General features: G+C 44.4%; 12 protein-coding genes. 9 read left to right on the top strand and 3 right to left on the bottom strand.

What is annotated here, in order from left to right:
* Nucleotides 1-133: 133 nt before the first annotated feature.
* Nucleotides 134-1,705: an AMP-binding protein gene (locus JV36_RS0106190; RefSeq protein WP_032096303.1), complete on the bottom strand. Its 1,572-nt coding sequence runs from the start codon at nucleotides 1,703-1,705 to the stop codon at nucleotides 134-136.
* Between the two features lie 138 nt (nucleotides 1,706-1,843).
* Entirely contained in the window at nucleotides 1,844-2,353 is a 510-nt protein-coding gene (locus tag JV36_RS0106185; RefSeq protein ID WP_052010198.1) for a hypothetical protein, read from the bottom strand.
* An 89-nt stretch (nucleotides 2,354-2,442) separates the two neighbouring features.
* On the opposite strand from JV36_RS0106185, the gene JV36_RS0106180 reads away from it, so the two are divergent.
* From JV36_RS0106180 to JV36_RS0106165, 4 genes are all read left to right on the top strand, one after another.
* Nucleotides 2,443-3,645, top strand: a complete 1,203-nt coding sequence (locus JV36_RS0106180) for a PQQ-dependent sugar dehydrogenase (protein ID WP_152561547.1) — start codon at nucleotides 2,443-2,445, stop codon at nucleotides 3,643-3,645.
* Nucleotides 3,646-4,061: 416 nt separating this feature from the next.
* A complete protein-coding gene (locus JV36_RS0106175; protein WP_032096304.1) occupies nucleotides 4,062-6,872 on the top strand; it encodes a bifunctional aconitate hydratase 2/2-methylisocitrate dehydratase in 2,811 nt (936 codons plus the stop codon).
* Between the two features lie 262 nt (nucleotides 6,873-7,134).
* Nucleotides 7,135-8,928 carry an ATP-binding protein gene (locus JV36_RS0106170; protein ID WP_081926548.1) on the top strand — a complete coding sequence of 598 codons (1,794 nt, stop codon included), beginning with the start codon at nucleotides 7,135-7,137 and terminating at the stop codon, nucleotides 8,926-8,928.
* Between the two features lie 169 nt (nucleotides 8,929-9,097).
* Nucleotides 9,098-9,502: a hypothetical protein gene (locus JV36_RS0106165; RefSeq protein WP_032096305.1), complete on the top strand. Its 405-nt coding sequence runs from the start codon at nucleotides 9,098-9,100 to the stop codon at nucleotides 9,500-9,502.
* Nucleotides 9,503-9,579: 77 nt separating this feature from the next.
* Here JV36_RS0106165 and JV36_RS0106160 read toward each other — a convergent pair whose 3' ends face one another.
* A complete protein-coding gene (locus JV36_RS0106160; protein WP_052010200.1) occupies nucleotides 9,580-10,422 on the bottom strand; it encodes a DUF4198 domain-containing protein in 843 nt (280 codons plus the stop codon).
* A gap of 161 nt (nucleotides 10,423-10,583) precedes the next feature.
* Between JV36_RS0106160 and JV36_RS0106155 the strand changes: the two genes are divergently transcribed.
* From JV36_RS0106155 to lysC, 5 genes are all read left to right on the top strand, one after another.
* Nucleotides 10,584-11,540, top strand: coding sequence for a DNA ligase (locus JV36_RS0106155; protein ID WP_152561548.1), 957 nt, complete (start codon nucleotides 10,584-10,586; stop codon nucleotides 11,538-11,540).
* Nucleotides 11,541-11,698: 158 nt separating this feature from the next.
* Nucleotides 11,699-13,132, top strand: coding sequence for a membrane-bound lytic murein transglycosylase MltF (gene mltF, locus JV36_RS0106150; protein ID WP_200883137.1), 1,434 nt, complete (start codon nucleotides 11,699-11,701; stop codon nucleotides 13,130-13,132).
* 201 nt (nucleotides 13,133-13,333) lie between these two features.
* Nucleotides 13,334-15,070, top strand: a complete 1,737-nt coding sequence (locus tag JV36_RS0106145; protein ID WP_032096306.1) for a hypothetical protein — start codon at nucleotides 13,334-13,336, stop codon at nucleotides 15,068-15,070.
* Between the two features lie 98 nt (nucleotides 15,071-15,168).
* The gene (locus JV36_RS0106140; protein WP_032096307.1) at nucleotides 15,169-15,621 is read left to right on the top strand and encodes a DUF192 domain-containing protein; all 453 of its coding nucleotides are present in this window, start codon (nucleotides 15,169-15,171) and stop codon (nucleotides 15,619-15,621) included.
* Nucleotides 15,622-15,684: 63 nt separating this feature from the next.
* Nucleotides 15,685-17,034, top strand: a complete 1,350-nt coding sequence (gene lysC / locus JV36_RS0106135; protein ID WP_032096308.1) for a lysine-sensitive aspartokinase 3 — start codon at nucleotides 15,685-15,687, stop codon at nucleotides 17,032-17,034.
* Nucleotides 17,035-17,140: the final 106 nt, after the last annotated feature.

Genomic DNA, 17,140 nt, shown 5'->3' with positions numbered 1-17,140 from the left:
GTGTTATAGAGCAGCGTGATTGGGAAGAGTGCGTGAATTAACATGGCATGAGTTAACACGGCATGCCTCTGAAATCGTCAGCGACATGCCATAGTTCGAGGTAGAGTTAATCTCTGTCTCTTACTCTTTGATTTTAACCTTTGTCTCTAAGTTCGCGGCGAAGAATCTTGCCCACCGTCGATTTAGGTAGCTCTTCTAAAATCTCAATAGACTTAGGTACCTTGTAGTTAGTGAGCTGCTCTTTACAAAAGGCGGTAACGTCTTCCACTTTGATATCGTTACTCACGGTAATAAAGGCGCAAACTCGTTCACCTGTTTTTTCATCTGGCTTGCCAACTACCGCGGCTTCCATAACGTCGGGGTGGGAGGTGAGAATTTCCTCTATTTCATTGGGATAAACGTTAAAGCCTGAAACAATAATCATGTCTTTAAGTCGGTCGACTATTTTTATCGCGCCTGAATCAGTGCGTACGCCTATGTCGCCGGTTTTAAAGAAGTTGTCTTCAGTCATTACTTTTGCAGTTTCATCGTCGCGCTGCCAATACCCTAGCATAACCTGCGGGCCTCTTACTGCGATTTGGCCTGACTCTCCATCGCCAACAGGTTTATCATAACTGTCGAGCAATGCGACTTCGGTATCTTCAAGCTCATGCCCAACGGTGCCAATTTCTTCCTTCCCAGGGATGTTAAACGATACCACTGGTGCAGTTTCAGACAGGCCGTATCCTTCCGTAATAGTATTGCCGGTAACCCCTTTCCAAATAGAAACCGCTGCTTGGGTTAATGCAGTGCCGCCTGACATAGTTAGGTGTAGTTTTGAGAAGTCGAGTTTAGCAAATTCAGGGTGGCGACCTAACCCAACAAATAACGTATTAATGCCAGCAAAAGCCGTTATTGAATGTGGCTTAAGCGTTTGAATGAAGCCATCGATATCTCTTGGGTTCGGGATAAGTACAATTTGACTGCCTTTTGAAAACAGCGCCATCATGCACACCGTAAAGGCGTATATGTGGTAAAGCGGTAAGGGGCACACGACAACTTCTTGGCCGTCTTTAAACTGCTGACCTATTCTGTCGAGCATTTGGATGCAGTTGGCTAACACGTTATTGTGGCTCAGTGCCGCCCCTTTACTTACCCCCGTGGTTCCGCCGGTATATTGCAACATGGCCAATTCATCTTTTTCTACCGCTGGGCGTTTGAATTCTGCGGTTTTAGCGCCGGTCTCGATGGCGCTTGATAGTGATACTGTGCCTTCGATAGACGGTGCCGTGCTAGGATCTAGCAGTTCGGTGGCAGACGTTGCAATAACAGTGCGAATATTGGTATCGCTTTTAATTGCGTCATACTTAGGAATTAAGTCGCTAAGAATAATAAGTGCTGTGGCGCCGCTGTCTGTAAACTGGTGCTTCATTTCACGCTCAGTGTAGAGCGGGTTGGTATTAACCACCACCAGGCCAGCACGAAGGGCTGCGTACACTGCAATAGGGTTTTGTATGAGGTTTGGAAGCTGAATCGCAACACGAGAGCCAGGCTCAAGCTTGGCTTCATTAATAAGGTAACGGGCAAGTGCGGATGATTTCTCATCAATCTCGCTAAACGTAAGCGTTTGCCCCAATGCAGTATATGCGGGTCTATCAGCAAACTTCGTTAATACACTTTCGATATAATCAGCTAAGCAGGTTACGTTTTCTGGATAAGTTATCATATTGCTTGTTCCTAGTAGGGCGCAGTTATTCAATAATAGCGTAACATTAGCAAAGTTAACTTTTCATTTACATCTTTGTTGGTTTATAAATTATTATAAGTAAAAGTAATGTTATTACTGGTGAACTATCACTGTGACTTAGCGTAAGCGGCCGTAGACTAAGCCAGATACAAAGCCAGCAATGCATTGAGCTGCAATGCCTAGGTGACTTCTAGCGCCTGCTATAAGTGTCACATCTAAAATAGGCTGCATAGCTGCTAGCATAATTAAAAAGCCGATAGCGCCTGCGGCGGCAAAGATGCCTGCGGCGCCAAAGATGCCTGCGGCGCCAAAGATACCTGCGGCGCCAAAGATGCTCGTGGCGCCATTTTTTGTCAGAGTGAGAGCGCGCCTTTCAAGGAGGCTATTAAGTCTACTTGCGATGAAAAAGCTTAGCGTCAGTGTGACTGCAATAATGGCACCGTAGGTTGGCAGTAAACCAAACAGATCGTCTACCACCATGGACAGCCACTCAGGCGCAGGAATATCGATGTTAAGTGCCGTCAATTCAAACAGTACAAAGTGAGAATGTAATACGCTAGCGAAAACAAAAGCGATAATCCAAGCAGGTGTAAAACGAAAAAAAGTATGTCGTAAAAAGGCGAGCATTAAGCACCATATCGAGAGTGTATAAATTTAGCGTATGAAACGGGTATACCATGATAGTGTTATTAAAGAAACCAATCGCGAGAGTGAATATGAAGATAACGAGCGCACTGATTGTAGCCAGTACAGTGCTGATAGCGTGCTTGCCTATAAGCATAAAGGCCCAAGAAGCCATATCGGAAAAGTCACAGCCAAAGGAATTATTGCTTAAGAAGCCAGCGTCAAAAGAGCCAGTGTCAAAAGAGGCATTGCTCAAAGAGAGCCAATATTCAACAAACGTAGTCATCGATGGGCTTTCATTTCCTAAGTCCATTGAAGTACTGCCTGGTGGGATTGTCTTGGTTACTCAACGTGACGGACAGTTAGCCATTATCAGTGAATCAAATGCGCAATCTAGAGTTAAGGTTAGCCTGCCGGGTCTCTATACCAAAGGACAAGGAGGCTGGTTAGATGTTATCCCCGCTGACGATTTTGATACTTCATCGACGCTGTTGTTATCTTACTCAAAAGGAACAGACTCAGAGAATAAACTGGTGGTGGTATCTGGCCAGTTTTCCTCAGCATCCGGTGTCACGAATATTCAGCCAGTGTTTGAAATTAATACGTTTAGAGACACCCCTGTGCACTACGGCGCTAAATTGCTAAGTTTAGGTAATGAGGAATACCTGCTGACCTCTGGAGATGGTTTTGACTATCGGGAGCAGGCACAGGTAGTAAGTTCGCATCTTGGAAAAGTACTGGGTTTTACTATTAACGGTGAGCCACTCGCTAATGCGCCTTTCCCTGAGAGCCCGTATGTTTATACCTTAGGGCATCGGAATCCCCAAGGGCTCGTTATCACCCAAAGTGGCGATATTTTACTTAACGAGCACGGGCCAGATGGTGGCGACGAAATTAATAGAGTAACGCGTGGTAATAACTATGGGTGGCCGGTGGTGACTTTAGGCGTTGATTATTCAGGTGCGCAAATTTCCCCCTTTGATCGCTATGACGGCATGGTAAACCCACTGCTTGATTGGACACCGTCAATAGCGCCCTCATCAATGGCTATTTATAACGATGGCGGATTCGCGGTTTTGAAAAACACGGCGATTGTTACAGCACTTAAAACAAAGCGCGTATACGCGGTACCATTAGAAAACCTGAAAAAAGGCAGCATGGTGAAAGGCGCGAGATTGCTGCTAGATAAAATAGAAACTCGCCTAAGAGATGTGGCAATCGATATTAACGGCGACATTCTACTTCTTACCGATGGGGAGAAAGGGAAAGTCATTAGAATTTCGCCTGTAAACTAGGCGGTGCCCTAATTGGGATTAACAAGGCCCGATGGCACTTTTATTGAGGTGTTTTGTGTATTATTTGAACTGGTACAACCATAACCAGCAAAAATGTCTGACATAAATGTAACACCATTGCTTATTTAGCGCGTGAGAGTGGATTGAGGGATTTATGCACAAAGTGTTGCCCTTAGTTTTCGCAAGTGCATGAATAATAGAAAGTAAATTTAGGTTTTCCCATCTGTGGTACATCGTTAACGCGGTTGCGGCTAGTGTTAATGTTAGCGAAACACGACAGCTCGCCACATGGTCTGATTTACTTCAAAGATTACGTAACGAGCAAAAATCAGTTAAAATAAGCACCAATTTTATATGCGTATAGCTAAGACCGACTTAACACTACGCCCACGTAAAACTATGACCGAGAGAACCCTATGAGTTTGTATTCAGAATATCTGGCAGAAATCGAGACCCGTAAAGCGGAATTAGGTCTACACCCTAAGCCCATTGATAGTGCTGATTTACTATCAGAAATCATTGCTCAAATTAAAGACACAAGTAATGAGCATCGCGAAGATTCTCTTAAGTTCTTCATCTACAACACCCTTCCAGGCACCACTAGCGCTGCTGGCGTAAAAGCGACTTTCCTGAAGGAAATTGTGCTTGGCGAAGAAAAGGTTGATGAAATCACGCCTGAGTTTGCATTAGAACTTCTTTCTCATATGAAAGGTGGCCCGTCTGTTGAAGTGCTTCTTGATTTGGCACTTTCAGATAACGAAACGGTTGCGAAGCCAGCTGCTGAAGTAGTGAAAACACAGGTTTACCTATACGAAGCTGACACCGAACGTTTAGAAGCGTCTTTCAACGCAGGCAATGCAATAGCAAAAGAGATTCTAGAGAGCTACGCAAAAGCAGAGTTCTTCACTAAATTACCTGACGTTCCAGAAAAAATTGATGTTGTCACTTATATTGCTGCAGAAGGCGATATTTCTACTGATTTACTGTCTCCAGGTAACCAAGCGCACTCCCGTGCAGACCGCGAGCTACATGGTCAGTGCATGATTACCCCTGAAGCACAGCAAGAAATTGTTGAGCTAGGTAAAAAGCACCCGAATGCCAAAGTCATGCTAATTGCAGAAAAAGGCACAATGGGCGTAGGTTCTTCGCGCATGTCTGGTGTGAATAACGTTGCACTTTGGGCCGGTGAGGCAGCAAGTCCTTACATTCCATTTGTAAACAAAGCACCAGTGGTTGCAGGTACTAACGGTATCGCTCCAATCTTCTTAACAACCGTAGACGTTACTGGCGGTATTGGCTTAGACCTTAAAAACTGGGTTAAAAAGACGGATGCTAACGGTGAAGTAGTTCGCGATGCTAATGGCGACCCAGTGCTAGAAGAAGCATACTCTGTTGCTACTGGCACTGTGCTAACTATCGATACTAAAGCGAAGAAGCTGTTCAACGGTTCAGAAGAACTTGCTGATATATCAAGCGCTTTCACTCCGCAAAAAATGGAGTTTATGAAAGCGGGTGGCTCTTACGCGGTAACGTTTGGTAAGCAGTTACAAACTTTTGCAGCGAAAGTGTTAGGTACAGACGTACCTGAAGTGTACGCGCGCTCCAAAGAAGTATCAGAAAAGAACCAAGGCCTAACGGCTGTTGAAAAAATCTTTAACCGCAATGCGGTAGGCGTTAAATCTGAGACCCCGCTTCACGCTGGTTCAGACGTTCGCGTTAAAGTAAATATTGTAGGCTCACAAGATACAACCGGTCCGATGACATGCCAAGAGCTTGAATCAATGGCTGCTTCAACGATTTCTCCGCTTGTAGACGGTGCATACCAATCGGGCTGTCACACAGCATCGGTATGGGATAAGAAAGCGCAAGCTAATATTCCTAAGCTTATGTCTTTCATGAATAACTTTGGCGTAATCACGGCACGTGACCCTAAAGGGGTTTACCATGCAATGACTGACGTAATCCACAAAGTATTGAACGACATTACTGTTGACGATCGCGCTATTATCATTGGTGGTGACTCACATACTCGTATGTCGAAAGGTGTCGCGTTCGGTGCTGACTCGGGTACGGTAGCGGTAGCACTGGCGACTGGTGAAGCGGCAATGCCAATTCCAGAGTCGGTAAAAGTGACGTTCAAAGGCGGAATGAAGAGCCACATGGACTTCCGCGATGTTGTTCACGCAACGCAAGCGCAAATGCTTAAGCAATTTGGCGGTGAGAACGTGTTCCAAGGTCGTGTTATTGAAGTGCAAATTGGTACTTTGCTTGCTGACCAAGCGTTCACGTTTACTGACTGGACGGCTGAGATGAAAGCGAAAGCGTCAATCTGTATCTCAAATGATGAGACGATGATTGCGTCACTAGAGCTTGCTAAAACACGCATTAAGATCATGATCGACAAGGGCATGGACAACGATGCGAACATGCTTCAGGGTCTTATCGACCTTGCTGATAAGCGTATTGCTGAAATCAAGTCGGGCGAAGAGCCGGCTCTTGCACCCGATGACAACGCAAAATACTACGCAGAAGTGGTTGTTGATTTAGACCAAATCGACGAGCCAATGATTGCTGATCCAGACGTGAATAACGATGACGTTTCTAAGCGTTATACCCATGATGTTATTCGCCCTGTGTCTTTCTACGATGGCAAAACCGTTGATTTAGCCTTTGTTGGTTCTTGTATGGTTCACAAAGGTGACATGCAGATTATCGCTCAAATGCTTCGCAATTTAGAAAAGCAAAATGGCAGTGTGTCGTTTAACGTACCACTTGTTGTTGCACCACCAACATACAACATTGTTGATGAGCTAAAAGCGGAAGGCGATTGGGATATCCTTACCAAGTACGCTGGTTTTGAGTTTAACGACGATAAGCCAAAAGAGTCTGCGCGTACTAAGTATGACAACATCATGTACCTAGAGCGTCCAGGATGTAACCTTTGTATGGGTAACCAAGAAAAAGCAGAACCTGGTGATACGGTTATTGCTACTTCAACGCGCTTGTTCCAAGGTCGTGTTGTTGCCGATTCTAACGAGAAGAAAGGTGAGTCACTACTAGGCTCAACGCCATTGGTAGTGTTATCTGCCGTGCTTGGTCGCTTCCCAACTATGGACGAGTACAAAGCGGCGGTTGAGGGTATTAACCTAACAGACTTCGCACCACCTGCTGAAGATATGGCCGTAGCGCCTAAGTTCACGCCAGACGTAGCGATTCAAAACGTATAATCTAAAACGTTTTATTGAAATACAGCTAACTTATAAAAAGCCCCAGTTTTGGGGCTTTTTTTTGCTTTTCTGTTACGTTCTGACCGGCGTTTACGTAAAGAAAGAATGCCTCTATATAGCATCGATATGTAGCATCGATATGTAGCATCGATATACAGCATCAATCACGCCACTTACCGTGACTAACGACTAATTTACATATTAGCCTTTTCACCTATACTCAAACGCATACCGATTTTTAAGCGTTGGATAACTGGTTTTAATGGCAAAAGCATTTGTGGACAAAGCTCCTGTAGACAGAGCTCCTGTAGACAGAGCCCCTATAGATAAAGCATCTGCCGATAACGCACCTACGGAAAACGCTCACCTAAATAATTCTGCTGACACAGTAACACTGTCACTTCGCAAAACCGGTTTTCGACTAATGCTGGGGTTTTCGCTAGTTATTATCGTGGTTATTGCGGTTGCCCGCCCTGACAATATTGTTGTTGCGCTCGGTATTGGTATTTGGTGTCTTATCATGTCTTGCGCAGCGCTGTATTTTTCAGACCTTGACGCATCAATTGCGAAGCTGTGGGCAATAGTTGCATGCCCTATTGCACCTTACCTAGTTGTAAGTAATGGCCTTTTACCGGCATCCTTGCTTCCCTTGATGACGATATTTCCCATTGTGTTTCTTTCTGGCAAATGGCGAGTGGCTTCTATGGCAGTGATCGCAGGCAGTACCTTTCTTGTACCGTTTTACGAGGGAGAATACGACCATGCGGTATGGGTAAGGTTATGCATTACAAATGTTGTGGTATCAATACTTATCTATCAGTTGGTGAGCCGATTGGAAGCTGCATTAATTGAAAGTAATGCCAAAACAATAAAACTTAACCACGCTCTTGCGCAAGAGCGAAAGGCATCTGCAGCACAGGCTCGCTTTTTAGCCACTATGTCCCACGAAATACGTACGCCCCTAAATGGAATTCTTGGGCTTACTGACGTTGTGTTGTCTAAAGAAATAAGCGAAAGCGCTAGGCCAAATCTAGAGCGAATTCAACAGTCAGGGATATCGTTAAATCGTATATTAAACGATGTATTGGATGTCTCGAAACTCAATGCGGGAAAGCTTTCTCTAGAATCAACGCCGGTAAATTTAGTTTCCACGGTGCAATCCTGTGTATCGTTTTATTCTCAACTTGCGCAAAACAAAAATATTGCCCTTAACTTAAGTATTGCTGATGACGTTAGCGCCCACGTTTTCGGTGACGCAGTTCGCTTATCGCAAATACTGAATAACCTAATTAGTAACGCCATTAAGTTTACGCAACAGGGGAGTGTATCTTTAGTGGTTGAGTGTGTTACTGCCTCATCCCGTGAGCAAGCCGTAAAGTTCTCTGTCATCGATACTGGAGAAGGGATAGAGCAGTGTGAGCAAGCCGATATTTTTGGCGCGTTTACTCAAGCAAATAGCAGTATAAACCGCACTCATGGAGGAACAGGCTTAGGCCTGCAAATTGTGAAGAGTTTAGTCGAGGCAATGGGCGGCAATGTCACCTTACGCAGTGAAAAAGGTAAGGGGAGTGATTTTAGCTTTGTATTAGCGTTCACCTTGCAGGATGAAACAGTGAATAGTGAGTTAGAGCCAAAAACAGAACCCGTAGAAAGCCCTCCTTTCATTGGCCAAGAAATACATGCTGAGGGTATGAGTAAAGGCTCAGTGCTAGTGGTCGATGACAATGAGATTAACCGAGTGGTAGCGCAATCGTTGTTAGAAGACTTAGGGGTAACTGTTACGCTTGCAAGTAGTGGGCATGAGGCGTTAACTATTGCGGCTCAACGAACATTCGATTTGATTTTAATGGATTTACAAATGCCAGAAATGACGGGTGCAGAAACAACAACGGTACTACGAGATGCAGGCGTTACCGCATCCGTTATCGCGTTTACGGCATCAGTAGTGTCAGATGAGATAGACAAAGCACTCTCATCGGGAATGAGCGGGTATATAACCAAACCCGTGGACAGCAAAGCGCTGTCTACACTCATTGAACGCTATGTTTTTTCTTGAAGAAGCTGTCTTTTCTAAAACCTTTCTTGTCTAAATAGCTCACAGACCGCTGCAAAAATGTACAACAAAGATCAACACGCCCATGTTTAAATTAAACATTAGTGAGTTAATTTATTTCACGCTTTCTATCGACTACTATTGCATTGGTATAGAACGATAAAGGTTGGCGATGCAGAAGAAACTAAGCACCCTATCAATATGTTATGAAAATGGGGTTATAACCAGCAAGCTTTACGGCATTTTTAATGAGCGTAGTGCAGAAGAGTATCGCGAGCACCTTTTTAAGTTAGTCATGGGTTTAAACATGAAACCTTTTGCTTTGCTTGCAGATATAAGCGAGGTTGAAGGGGCAACGCCTGAAGCGTTTGATATGGTAAAACACATTGTAAATCGCCTACCTGAAATGGGACTAATAGCCAAGGCGTATGTATACAAAGGCCCTGTTATCCGTGGAATGATGTTTCAAAGAATCCCTGAATTGAAACTTATGGATTATTTGTTTTTCACCGATTTTGATGAAGCGTCACAATGGCTATCCAGTGAATACAAGCAAAAGCTGTCGGCCTCATCCTAATTAGGGCAGGTTGTGGTTTGATCTCCGCCACTCAATATCGAGATGGCGGATTGAAGCGTCAGCGCACTTTCATTGCATTATTTTTCACGGTTTACTGTAAACGTAAGACTTGAAAAGTACGTCTCAAAGTCAGCTTTGATATTACTTTGAAGCGGCACTCCCCACACGCAATTTAGTTTAACTGCGCCAGACTCTTTGAATGTAAATGTAGCTTGCCCATTCTCATCAGTGAGGAATGATTGGGTTTCGTGAGTTGCATTTTTAAGAGGAACTGAATCTATTAATGCATCTTGTAAAGGCTTGCCTTTGAAAAGCACTTGAACGGTGAGGGTGTTATCTTCGCCTAGTGTGAAAGGGTGGCTAAGGGGGACAATTTCTAGTGTATGACCAATAGGCTTGGTAACGTTGTCGGTAAGTGTTTCTCCCACTTGGACAATCGCTTTTGCTTTTCGGGAGTACAGCTCTTCTCCATCGTAACCTTCAAGGCCTTTGTCTTTTCTATATTCAACAACTTCTTTAAGCCCTTCCTTTTTAGCGTAGTCGTTAAATTTGTCTGCTTTTAGTACGCTCACACTGTGATAGCTTTCAAAGCCGATAATATAACTGCCTGCTTGCAGCGTAGAGGTTTTAGCCACCCCCGGTAGCAAGCTAGATTTGGGAATAATGCCTGCTGCCATATCCTCAACTCCTGTTGAGGTGTAGTTGCGAAGAGCCACTATTTTATCCCACGTTAAATTCCAGCTATCAATGTCTTCTTTATGACCTACTTTAAACTGCACTGCTACTGGCGATGCCTCCTCAAAATGAAACTGCGTTGGCTCAAGCCAAAAGTCATGGGCCAATGACAATGGCGCGTAGGCTGCTACCGTGAGCGCGGTTAGGCTGTTGATAACTGCTTTTTGTATTTTAAATGCTTTCATATATTCATATCCGTTTTCATTTAATTCGCTCCACCTTAATTCCATTCACTGATTTGTGCAAAGTTAAGGAACAACAGGTAAAACCCACCTGAAGCACAGTATATTAAATCTCTAATATCAATACGCTGAACCTGACTAAACAGTTTTTTAAGGATTGAGGCTTGAGCACAAGTAAACGAGGGAATGCACTGGCATTTATGCCATGCAAATTAGAACTGGCATTATTTTTAGAATGGACATTAGGGGTACTGGTATGGATAGCAGCGGTCGCAAGCGTCAGTGCCGAGACGCTCGGTGATGTTCATCAGCGCGCACCTACACAGACGGCAAATTTATACACCGCGTCTCACCATACTGTAGCACTTAGTGATTATTTGATAAGTGAAAAGCTTGATGGCATTCGTGCAAGATGGACAGGAACAGAGCTTCTAACCCGAAAGGGTAATGTTATCCATGCTCCAAAGTGGTTTACGCGGGCTTGGCCAAACACTACGTTAGATGGCGAACTGTGGTTTGCTCGAGGTAAGTTTGAAGATACAGCGTCTATTGTGCTTACTGACATTCCTGACGAGCGCTGGGAAAAAATAAAATTTATGGTGTTTGATATGCCGCTGCTCATGCAGCCTTTTGAACAAAGAGCGCAAGAGATAAAGCGACTTACTGACGAAGTAAACAGCCCTGCGCTACTGGCAATGCCTCAATTTGTGCTGCACACCCATGAAGCTTTACAGGCTAAGTTAAATAGTGTAACCGATGCCGGTGGCGAGGGGCTTATGCTTCACCATCGGCAGGCTCGATATGTTGATGGTCGCAGCGCCCATTTACTTAAACTGAAGCGCCATCAGGATAGCGAGGCAAAGGTCATTGCCCATATTAAGGGAAAGGGCAAATTTAAAACCATGATGGGCTCGTTGTTAGTAGAGCGGGGCGATGGCGTTCAATTTAAACTTGGTAGCGGATTTTCAAACAACGAGAGGCAACACCCGCCAGAGATTGGTGAGTGGGTTACGTATAAATTTTATGGGTATACCAATTCGGGAAAACCTCGTTTTGCCAGCTTTATGCATATTCGCCCTGAAAAAGATTTGCCAGAAACTTCAACGGCTAATGTTAACTAGGGCGTGTGATTGAAAGGTAGTGTGAAGTGAACGCGCATATTGCCGCTAAATTGCAAAATAGAGATATGTGCTATACGGTTGTATTTCTTAACTAGCGCCTTGCTCAAACTGGTAACGTTGCTTTTGAAGCTTAAGACAGGATAGATAAGGTAGTCGTAATGCAGTCTTTATGGAAAATGTTGTTTTTCGCTGTAATCGTTTTTTCACTTGCCGCATGTGAAAAGTCACCGAATGGCAGTGAGGAAGATAATTCTGCTGTTCATACTGAGCAAAAGACCGGAAAAAAGCCCGAAAATTCAGATATCGCATCAAGTGAACTCATCTCACAAATTAAGGCGTCAGGCGTCTTAAAAGTGATTACTCGAAATGCTCCCACCACATACTTTATAGGACGAGATATTCTGCCTAAAGGGCCAGAGTTTGATATGGCCGAAGCGTTTGCCTCTCATTTAGGTGTTGAGCTAGAGATAATTGAAAAACCCTCTATACAAGCGGTGATAGCGGCGTTGAGAAACAAAGAAGGGCATATCGCTGCGGCGGGACTCACTCAAACAAAAGCAAGAGCAAAGGAGTTTGTGTTTGGGCCTAACTATCAAGACATTACACAGCAGGTGGTTTGCCGACGAGATAATGTCCAGCCAGAAACCATAGATGAGTTAATAGGGCTTAACATAATGGTGGCTGAGGGCACTGCCTACAGTGAGCGACTTAAAGAGTTACAGGAACAATACCCAAAGCTTAGTTGGGTGGAGAGCTCAGAATTATCCACCGAGCAAATTCTTTACAAGGTATGGCAGAGGGAAATTGATTGCAGTGTGGCCGACTCCAATATTGTTGATCTTAACCGTCGATACTTCCCAGAGTTAATCGCTCCTTTTAACCTTGCAAGAAGCGAAAATTTAGCGTGGATGTTACATAAATCTAGCGCAGGACTCAGTGCTGAACTCGATAACTGGTATCTCGAATACGAAAAAAGCGGTCGTTTAGAGAGCATGTTAGACCAATATTACGGTTTTTTTGAGGTGTTTGACTATGTGGATACGCGTACGTTTATTCGCCGAGTTGAAAAGCGGTTTCCTGAATACACGCAGTATTTCAGCGACGCTGCAACAAAGTACAAATTACCCTTTCACTTATTAGCGGCACAAGCGTATCAAGAGTCCCATTGGTTAGCTGATGCAATAAGCCCTACAGGTGTTCGCGGTATAATGATGCTGACACAACAAACAGCCAAAGAAGTAGGGGTGAAAAACAGGCTAAATCCTAAGCAAAGTATATTTGGTGGCGCGCGCTACCTTGCTAAAATCAGAACCTACCGATTTGTTGATGAAGTGAAAGAGCCTGATCGCACTTGGCTTGCGCTAGCCGCATATAACGTAGGCCGTGCACATTTACACGATGCGCAAACTTTGGCGCGCAAACTTAATTTGAACCCCCATAAATGGGCCGATATGAAGCAAGTATTGCCCTTACTTAGCGAAAAGCGATATTACAAAGATTTACGCTATGGCTACGCCCGCGGTACAGAGCCTGTAAGGTACGTGCAGCGAATTCGTGAGTATCAGCATATTATAGAAAATGAGTTAGATTAGGGTGTACATCGTGTAGGGTAAAGAACAGGGACTAAAGAGCATTGAGCCACCGCTATTTGTTAACTGTGATAGGGCACGCTTATTCGGTATATTAAAGGCGGTTTACTGTCCTGTTAGTGCGGGTATGCATGTAACCAAAACGCGCAATAAAGCACTCCATCTAAACACGTCATCAAAATAAAATAACAAATGGAATTGAACTTGGACCATCCAAACTATGCTAAATACTCGCTTTACGAGCTAAACGATGCCTTATCAAATATTGATAAAGAAGCTCATCCAGAGCGTGTGAAGCTGATACTAAAAGAAATTGCCTCACGACACGATAGCCCAGGCGTGCAGCAAGAGAATGCCGGGCAACTTAGCCAATCACAAAACGGCTTCACACCTCTCGTGGAAACACTCCATCCAAACTGGTTTATTCGATATTGGCGGGGCCAGGTATCGCTGCCAATGAGCTATTGGGTTGTTGGTATTGCGACGTCGCTACTCATCTATGCTTTTAACGCGCTAATAGCAGTGGCAATGGAGCAAACAACGGCTAAGTGGCAGTTAGGAGGGCTTTCTCTTTTACTTTATACGTTTATTATTACTGTCGTTACATGGCAGTCCGTTGGTCTATTCAGAACCGCCTTAAAGCACCCTTTGCGAACGGGCCGTTCAGGATGGGCAAATGTTGCGATTATTATGCTGGGTATTAGCTTACTTACCTTTTCAGTTACCATGTATAACACGGGGTTTCCACTGATAAAGGCCAGTATTGAAATGCTGGTGGGTGATGGACCCTATGAAAAAACCGAATTCAGAGTACTCAATGATGGCTATGATTTGGAGCTAATGGGTCACATCGAAATTGGCTCAAACGAACTGCTCAAAGAGCAATTTGCACTGTATCCAAACATAAATCGCATTCACCTTCATAGCCAAGGCGGTCGAATTCTTGCTGCAATACGCATGATGGATACCATTAAACGCAGTGGTGTAGAGACTTACGTGAAAACTGAATGTGCATCCGCCTGCACCTTACTTTTTGTTGCCGGGGCAAAAAGAACGCTTGGTGAAAATGGTAAGCTCAAGTTTCATGCGCCTGGTGTTGGGACTGCATCGGCCCACGACAACACAGAGCTCGGCGCTGATATGAAAAAAGCGTACGAGGGCGAAAACCTTCCTGCCTGGTTTATTAAAAAGGTAATGCGTACTCCTAACGACACATTTTGGGTACCGACGCCCCAAGAGCTACTCAATGTCAACATTGTTAACGATATTGTAGACTCAAGTTTATATCCAATAAGCGGTTTAGGGCCTGATTCTTCGATAACACCAGCAGAAATAGAGTCTGGTCTTTTAACGCTAGATTTTATGGTAGCGATGAAGCAGCACGACCCTGACGCATACCAGCGAGCCATCGACATTAATCTAGCCGGCATGCTGACGGGTAAAAGCCAAAACCACATTAGCAATGAATTTCGGGTCTTGTTGTACGATGAGTTATTGCCAATGTATCTTTCGACAGCAAGTGATGAGGCAGTGGTTCAATTTTGGCACTCGCAAATAGCCCAAATGAAAGCGCTGCAAAAAGATTTTCCCCTAGCGTGTGCCTCGTTTACGTATCCTGAAGAGGTTCCTGACGAAAACAGCTATGGCAATGAAGGAACCGTTTCTCCCGAACTGAGGGCACAGGAGCAAGACGCGATTGCTGCGTTAATCCGTACTTATCAAGAAGCCCATCTCGTCATGGATGAAGAGACTCAGCAAGAGTATATTCAAAAGGTGCTAACTATTATGCGCGAACAAAACGACTCCTACATAGATGTGGTTGCTTCTGCCGCGTCATATGTGGATGAACCTGAGTTGCTATGCGAAGTGTCAATTGCGTTAAATGAAGCATTTTTATCTTTTGGCGTTGCAACGAGTGCACCGTTACTGAGAAGTTTTTGAGGTAACTGCACCATTGGATGTTACCCAGATTAATGTATAAACTACTTATCCAATAATAAGTCGAATTTGGCGGCTTTTTACGCTTATAGGAACGTCTAATGGACAAGCTTCTCTTTGTATTAATAGTTATTTGCTTATCGGCTGGTTGCGTGCAAGCGCAGGTGGACCCTGTCGCTAAAATGAATGAAGTCAGTTTTGATCGTATCTCAATTACCATGGGTGATAAAAAATACGACGTTCAGTACGCAAAAACCTTTGAGCAGCGTGCTCAGGGGCTTATGTTTAGAAAAGAATTATGTGAAGATTGTGGAATGTTTTTCACCTTTGATACCGCGAAGTACGCGGGTATGTGGATGAAGAACACTTTTATACCCTTAGACGTAGCATTTATCGACAGAAACGGTGTCATTACTGATATAAAACCTTTGATGCCTCATAGCCTAGAATCTGTAGGCTCATCGAAAAAGGTACTGTACGCACTGGAAATGAACCAAGGGTGGTTTGCCAATCACAACGTGAAGGTTGGAGACCAAATAACAATTCATCGTTAAGCTGCGCTATATCAATGCGCAGTACGCCAGTGAAAAACTGGTGCTAATCTGGAGTTAAATAAAGTGACAAATGCCTTATCGATAGCTAAGTTCGGCGGAACCAGTGTTGCCAATTATACTGTAATGCAAAACTGTGCTCGAATTGTTGCCGGTAATAAGAATACGCGTATCGTTGTGGTAAGCGCATCAGCGGGCGTAACTAACCACTTGGTTAGCTTGGCTCATACCCCTATGACGCAGCAGCAGATAGATGAAACATGCCAAGCTATCACTGACATCGAGCTTGCCATACTCGACAAGTTACAAGACAAACCGTCGGTAGAAACTAAGCTGAATGATCTTCTAGAGGAAGTCCGCGCTTTAGCGTTTCACGAAGAAATTTTGCATCGCAATGACTTAAAAGACCAATTGCTTTCAATGGGCGAGCGAATGTCTTCTCTTATGTTTTCATCGGTACTTGCTGAGCAAGGCGTGAAAACGATAAATTTTGACGTGAGAAAAGTACTGCGCACGGACAGCGAGTTTGGAGAAGCGGCGCCACACATTGAGCAAATTGCCACTTTGGCAGAGCAGCTGCTTGCACCTGAAATTGAAAACGCCATTGTGGTAACACAGGGTTTTGTCGGTGCAGACGAAAATGGCAACACCACTACGCTTGGGCGAGGAGGTTCTGACTTTACCGCTGCGCTTCTTGCAGAAGCTATGAATGCCGAAGCTTGTGAAATATGGACCGACGTTATTGGTGTATACACCACAGATCCCCGCATAACCGATACCGCACGGCCACTGCCTGAGTTAAGCTTTGAAGAAGCGGCTGAAATGGCCACGTTTGGTGCTAAGGTACTTCACCCTGCTACAATGGAACCGGCGCTGCGCAAAGACATTAAGGTGTTTGTAGGTTCAAGCAAAGAGCCTGAGAAAGGCGGTACTTGGATTGTTCGCGACTGCGAATTTGAGCCGCCCTACCGAGCGATTACACGCCGTAAAGAGCAAGTGATGGTGACGGTGAAAACACCTAAGATGATGTACGCTCAGGGCTTTCTGCAGCAGGTGTTTGCTATTATTGCTAAGCATAAGCTAAGTGTTGATTTGGTGACGACTTCAGAAATTTCAGTGTCATTTACGTTAGACAATCCGGCTAACTCTGTTGCTCAACGTCTTAATAAAGAGACCATTGCTGAATTAGAAACAATTTGTGACGTTACCGTTGAGAAGGGTTACGACTTGGTCACAGTGGTAGGTAACCACATGCAAACCGCGGTGGGTGTCTCCAGTAAAATTTTAGCTGCGGTATCAGATTTTAATCTACGCATGATCTGCTTTGGCGCTAACCCGCACAATTTGTCGTTTTTAGTTAACGAAACGAATAGCGATGACGTGGTGAGAAAACTTCATAGAGCGCTGTTCGAATAGGATTTTCGTGTAGGGTGAGTACTCACTATCTGCTCTGTACTTGTGGTTAAAAGCCTGTGAGTAAAAGCTTGTAGGTAAAGCTTGTAGCTAAGAGCGAGTAGTTAAA

The organism is Alteromonas sp. LOR (assembly GCF_000753865.1).
Taxonomy (GTDB): domain Bacteria; phylum Pseudomonadota; class Gammaproteobacteria; order Enterobacterales; family Alteromonadaceae; genus Alteromonas.
Note: the sequence above shows the minus strand (reverse complement) of the source record. Positions and strands in the feature narration are given on the sequence as shown.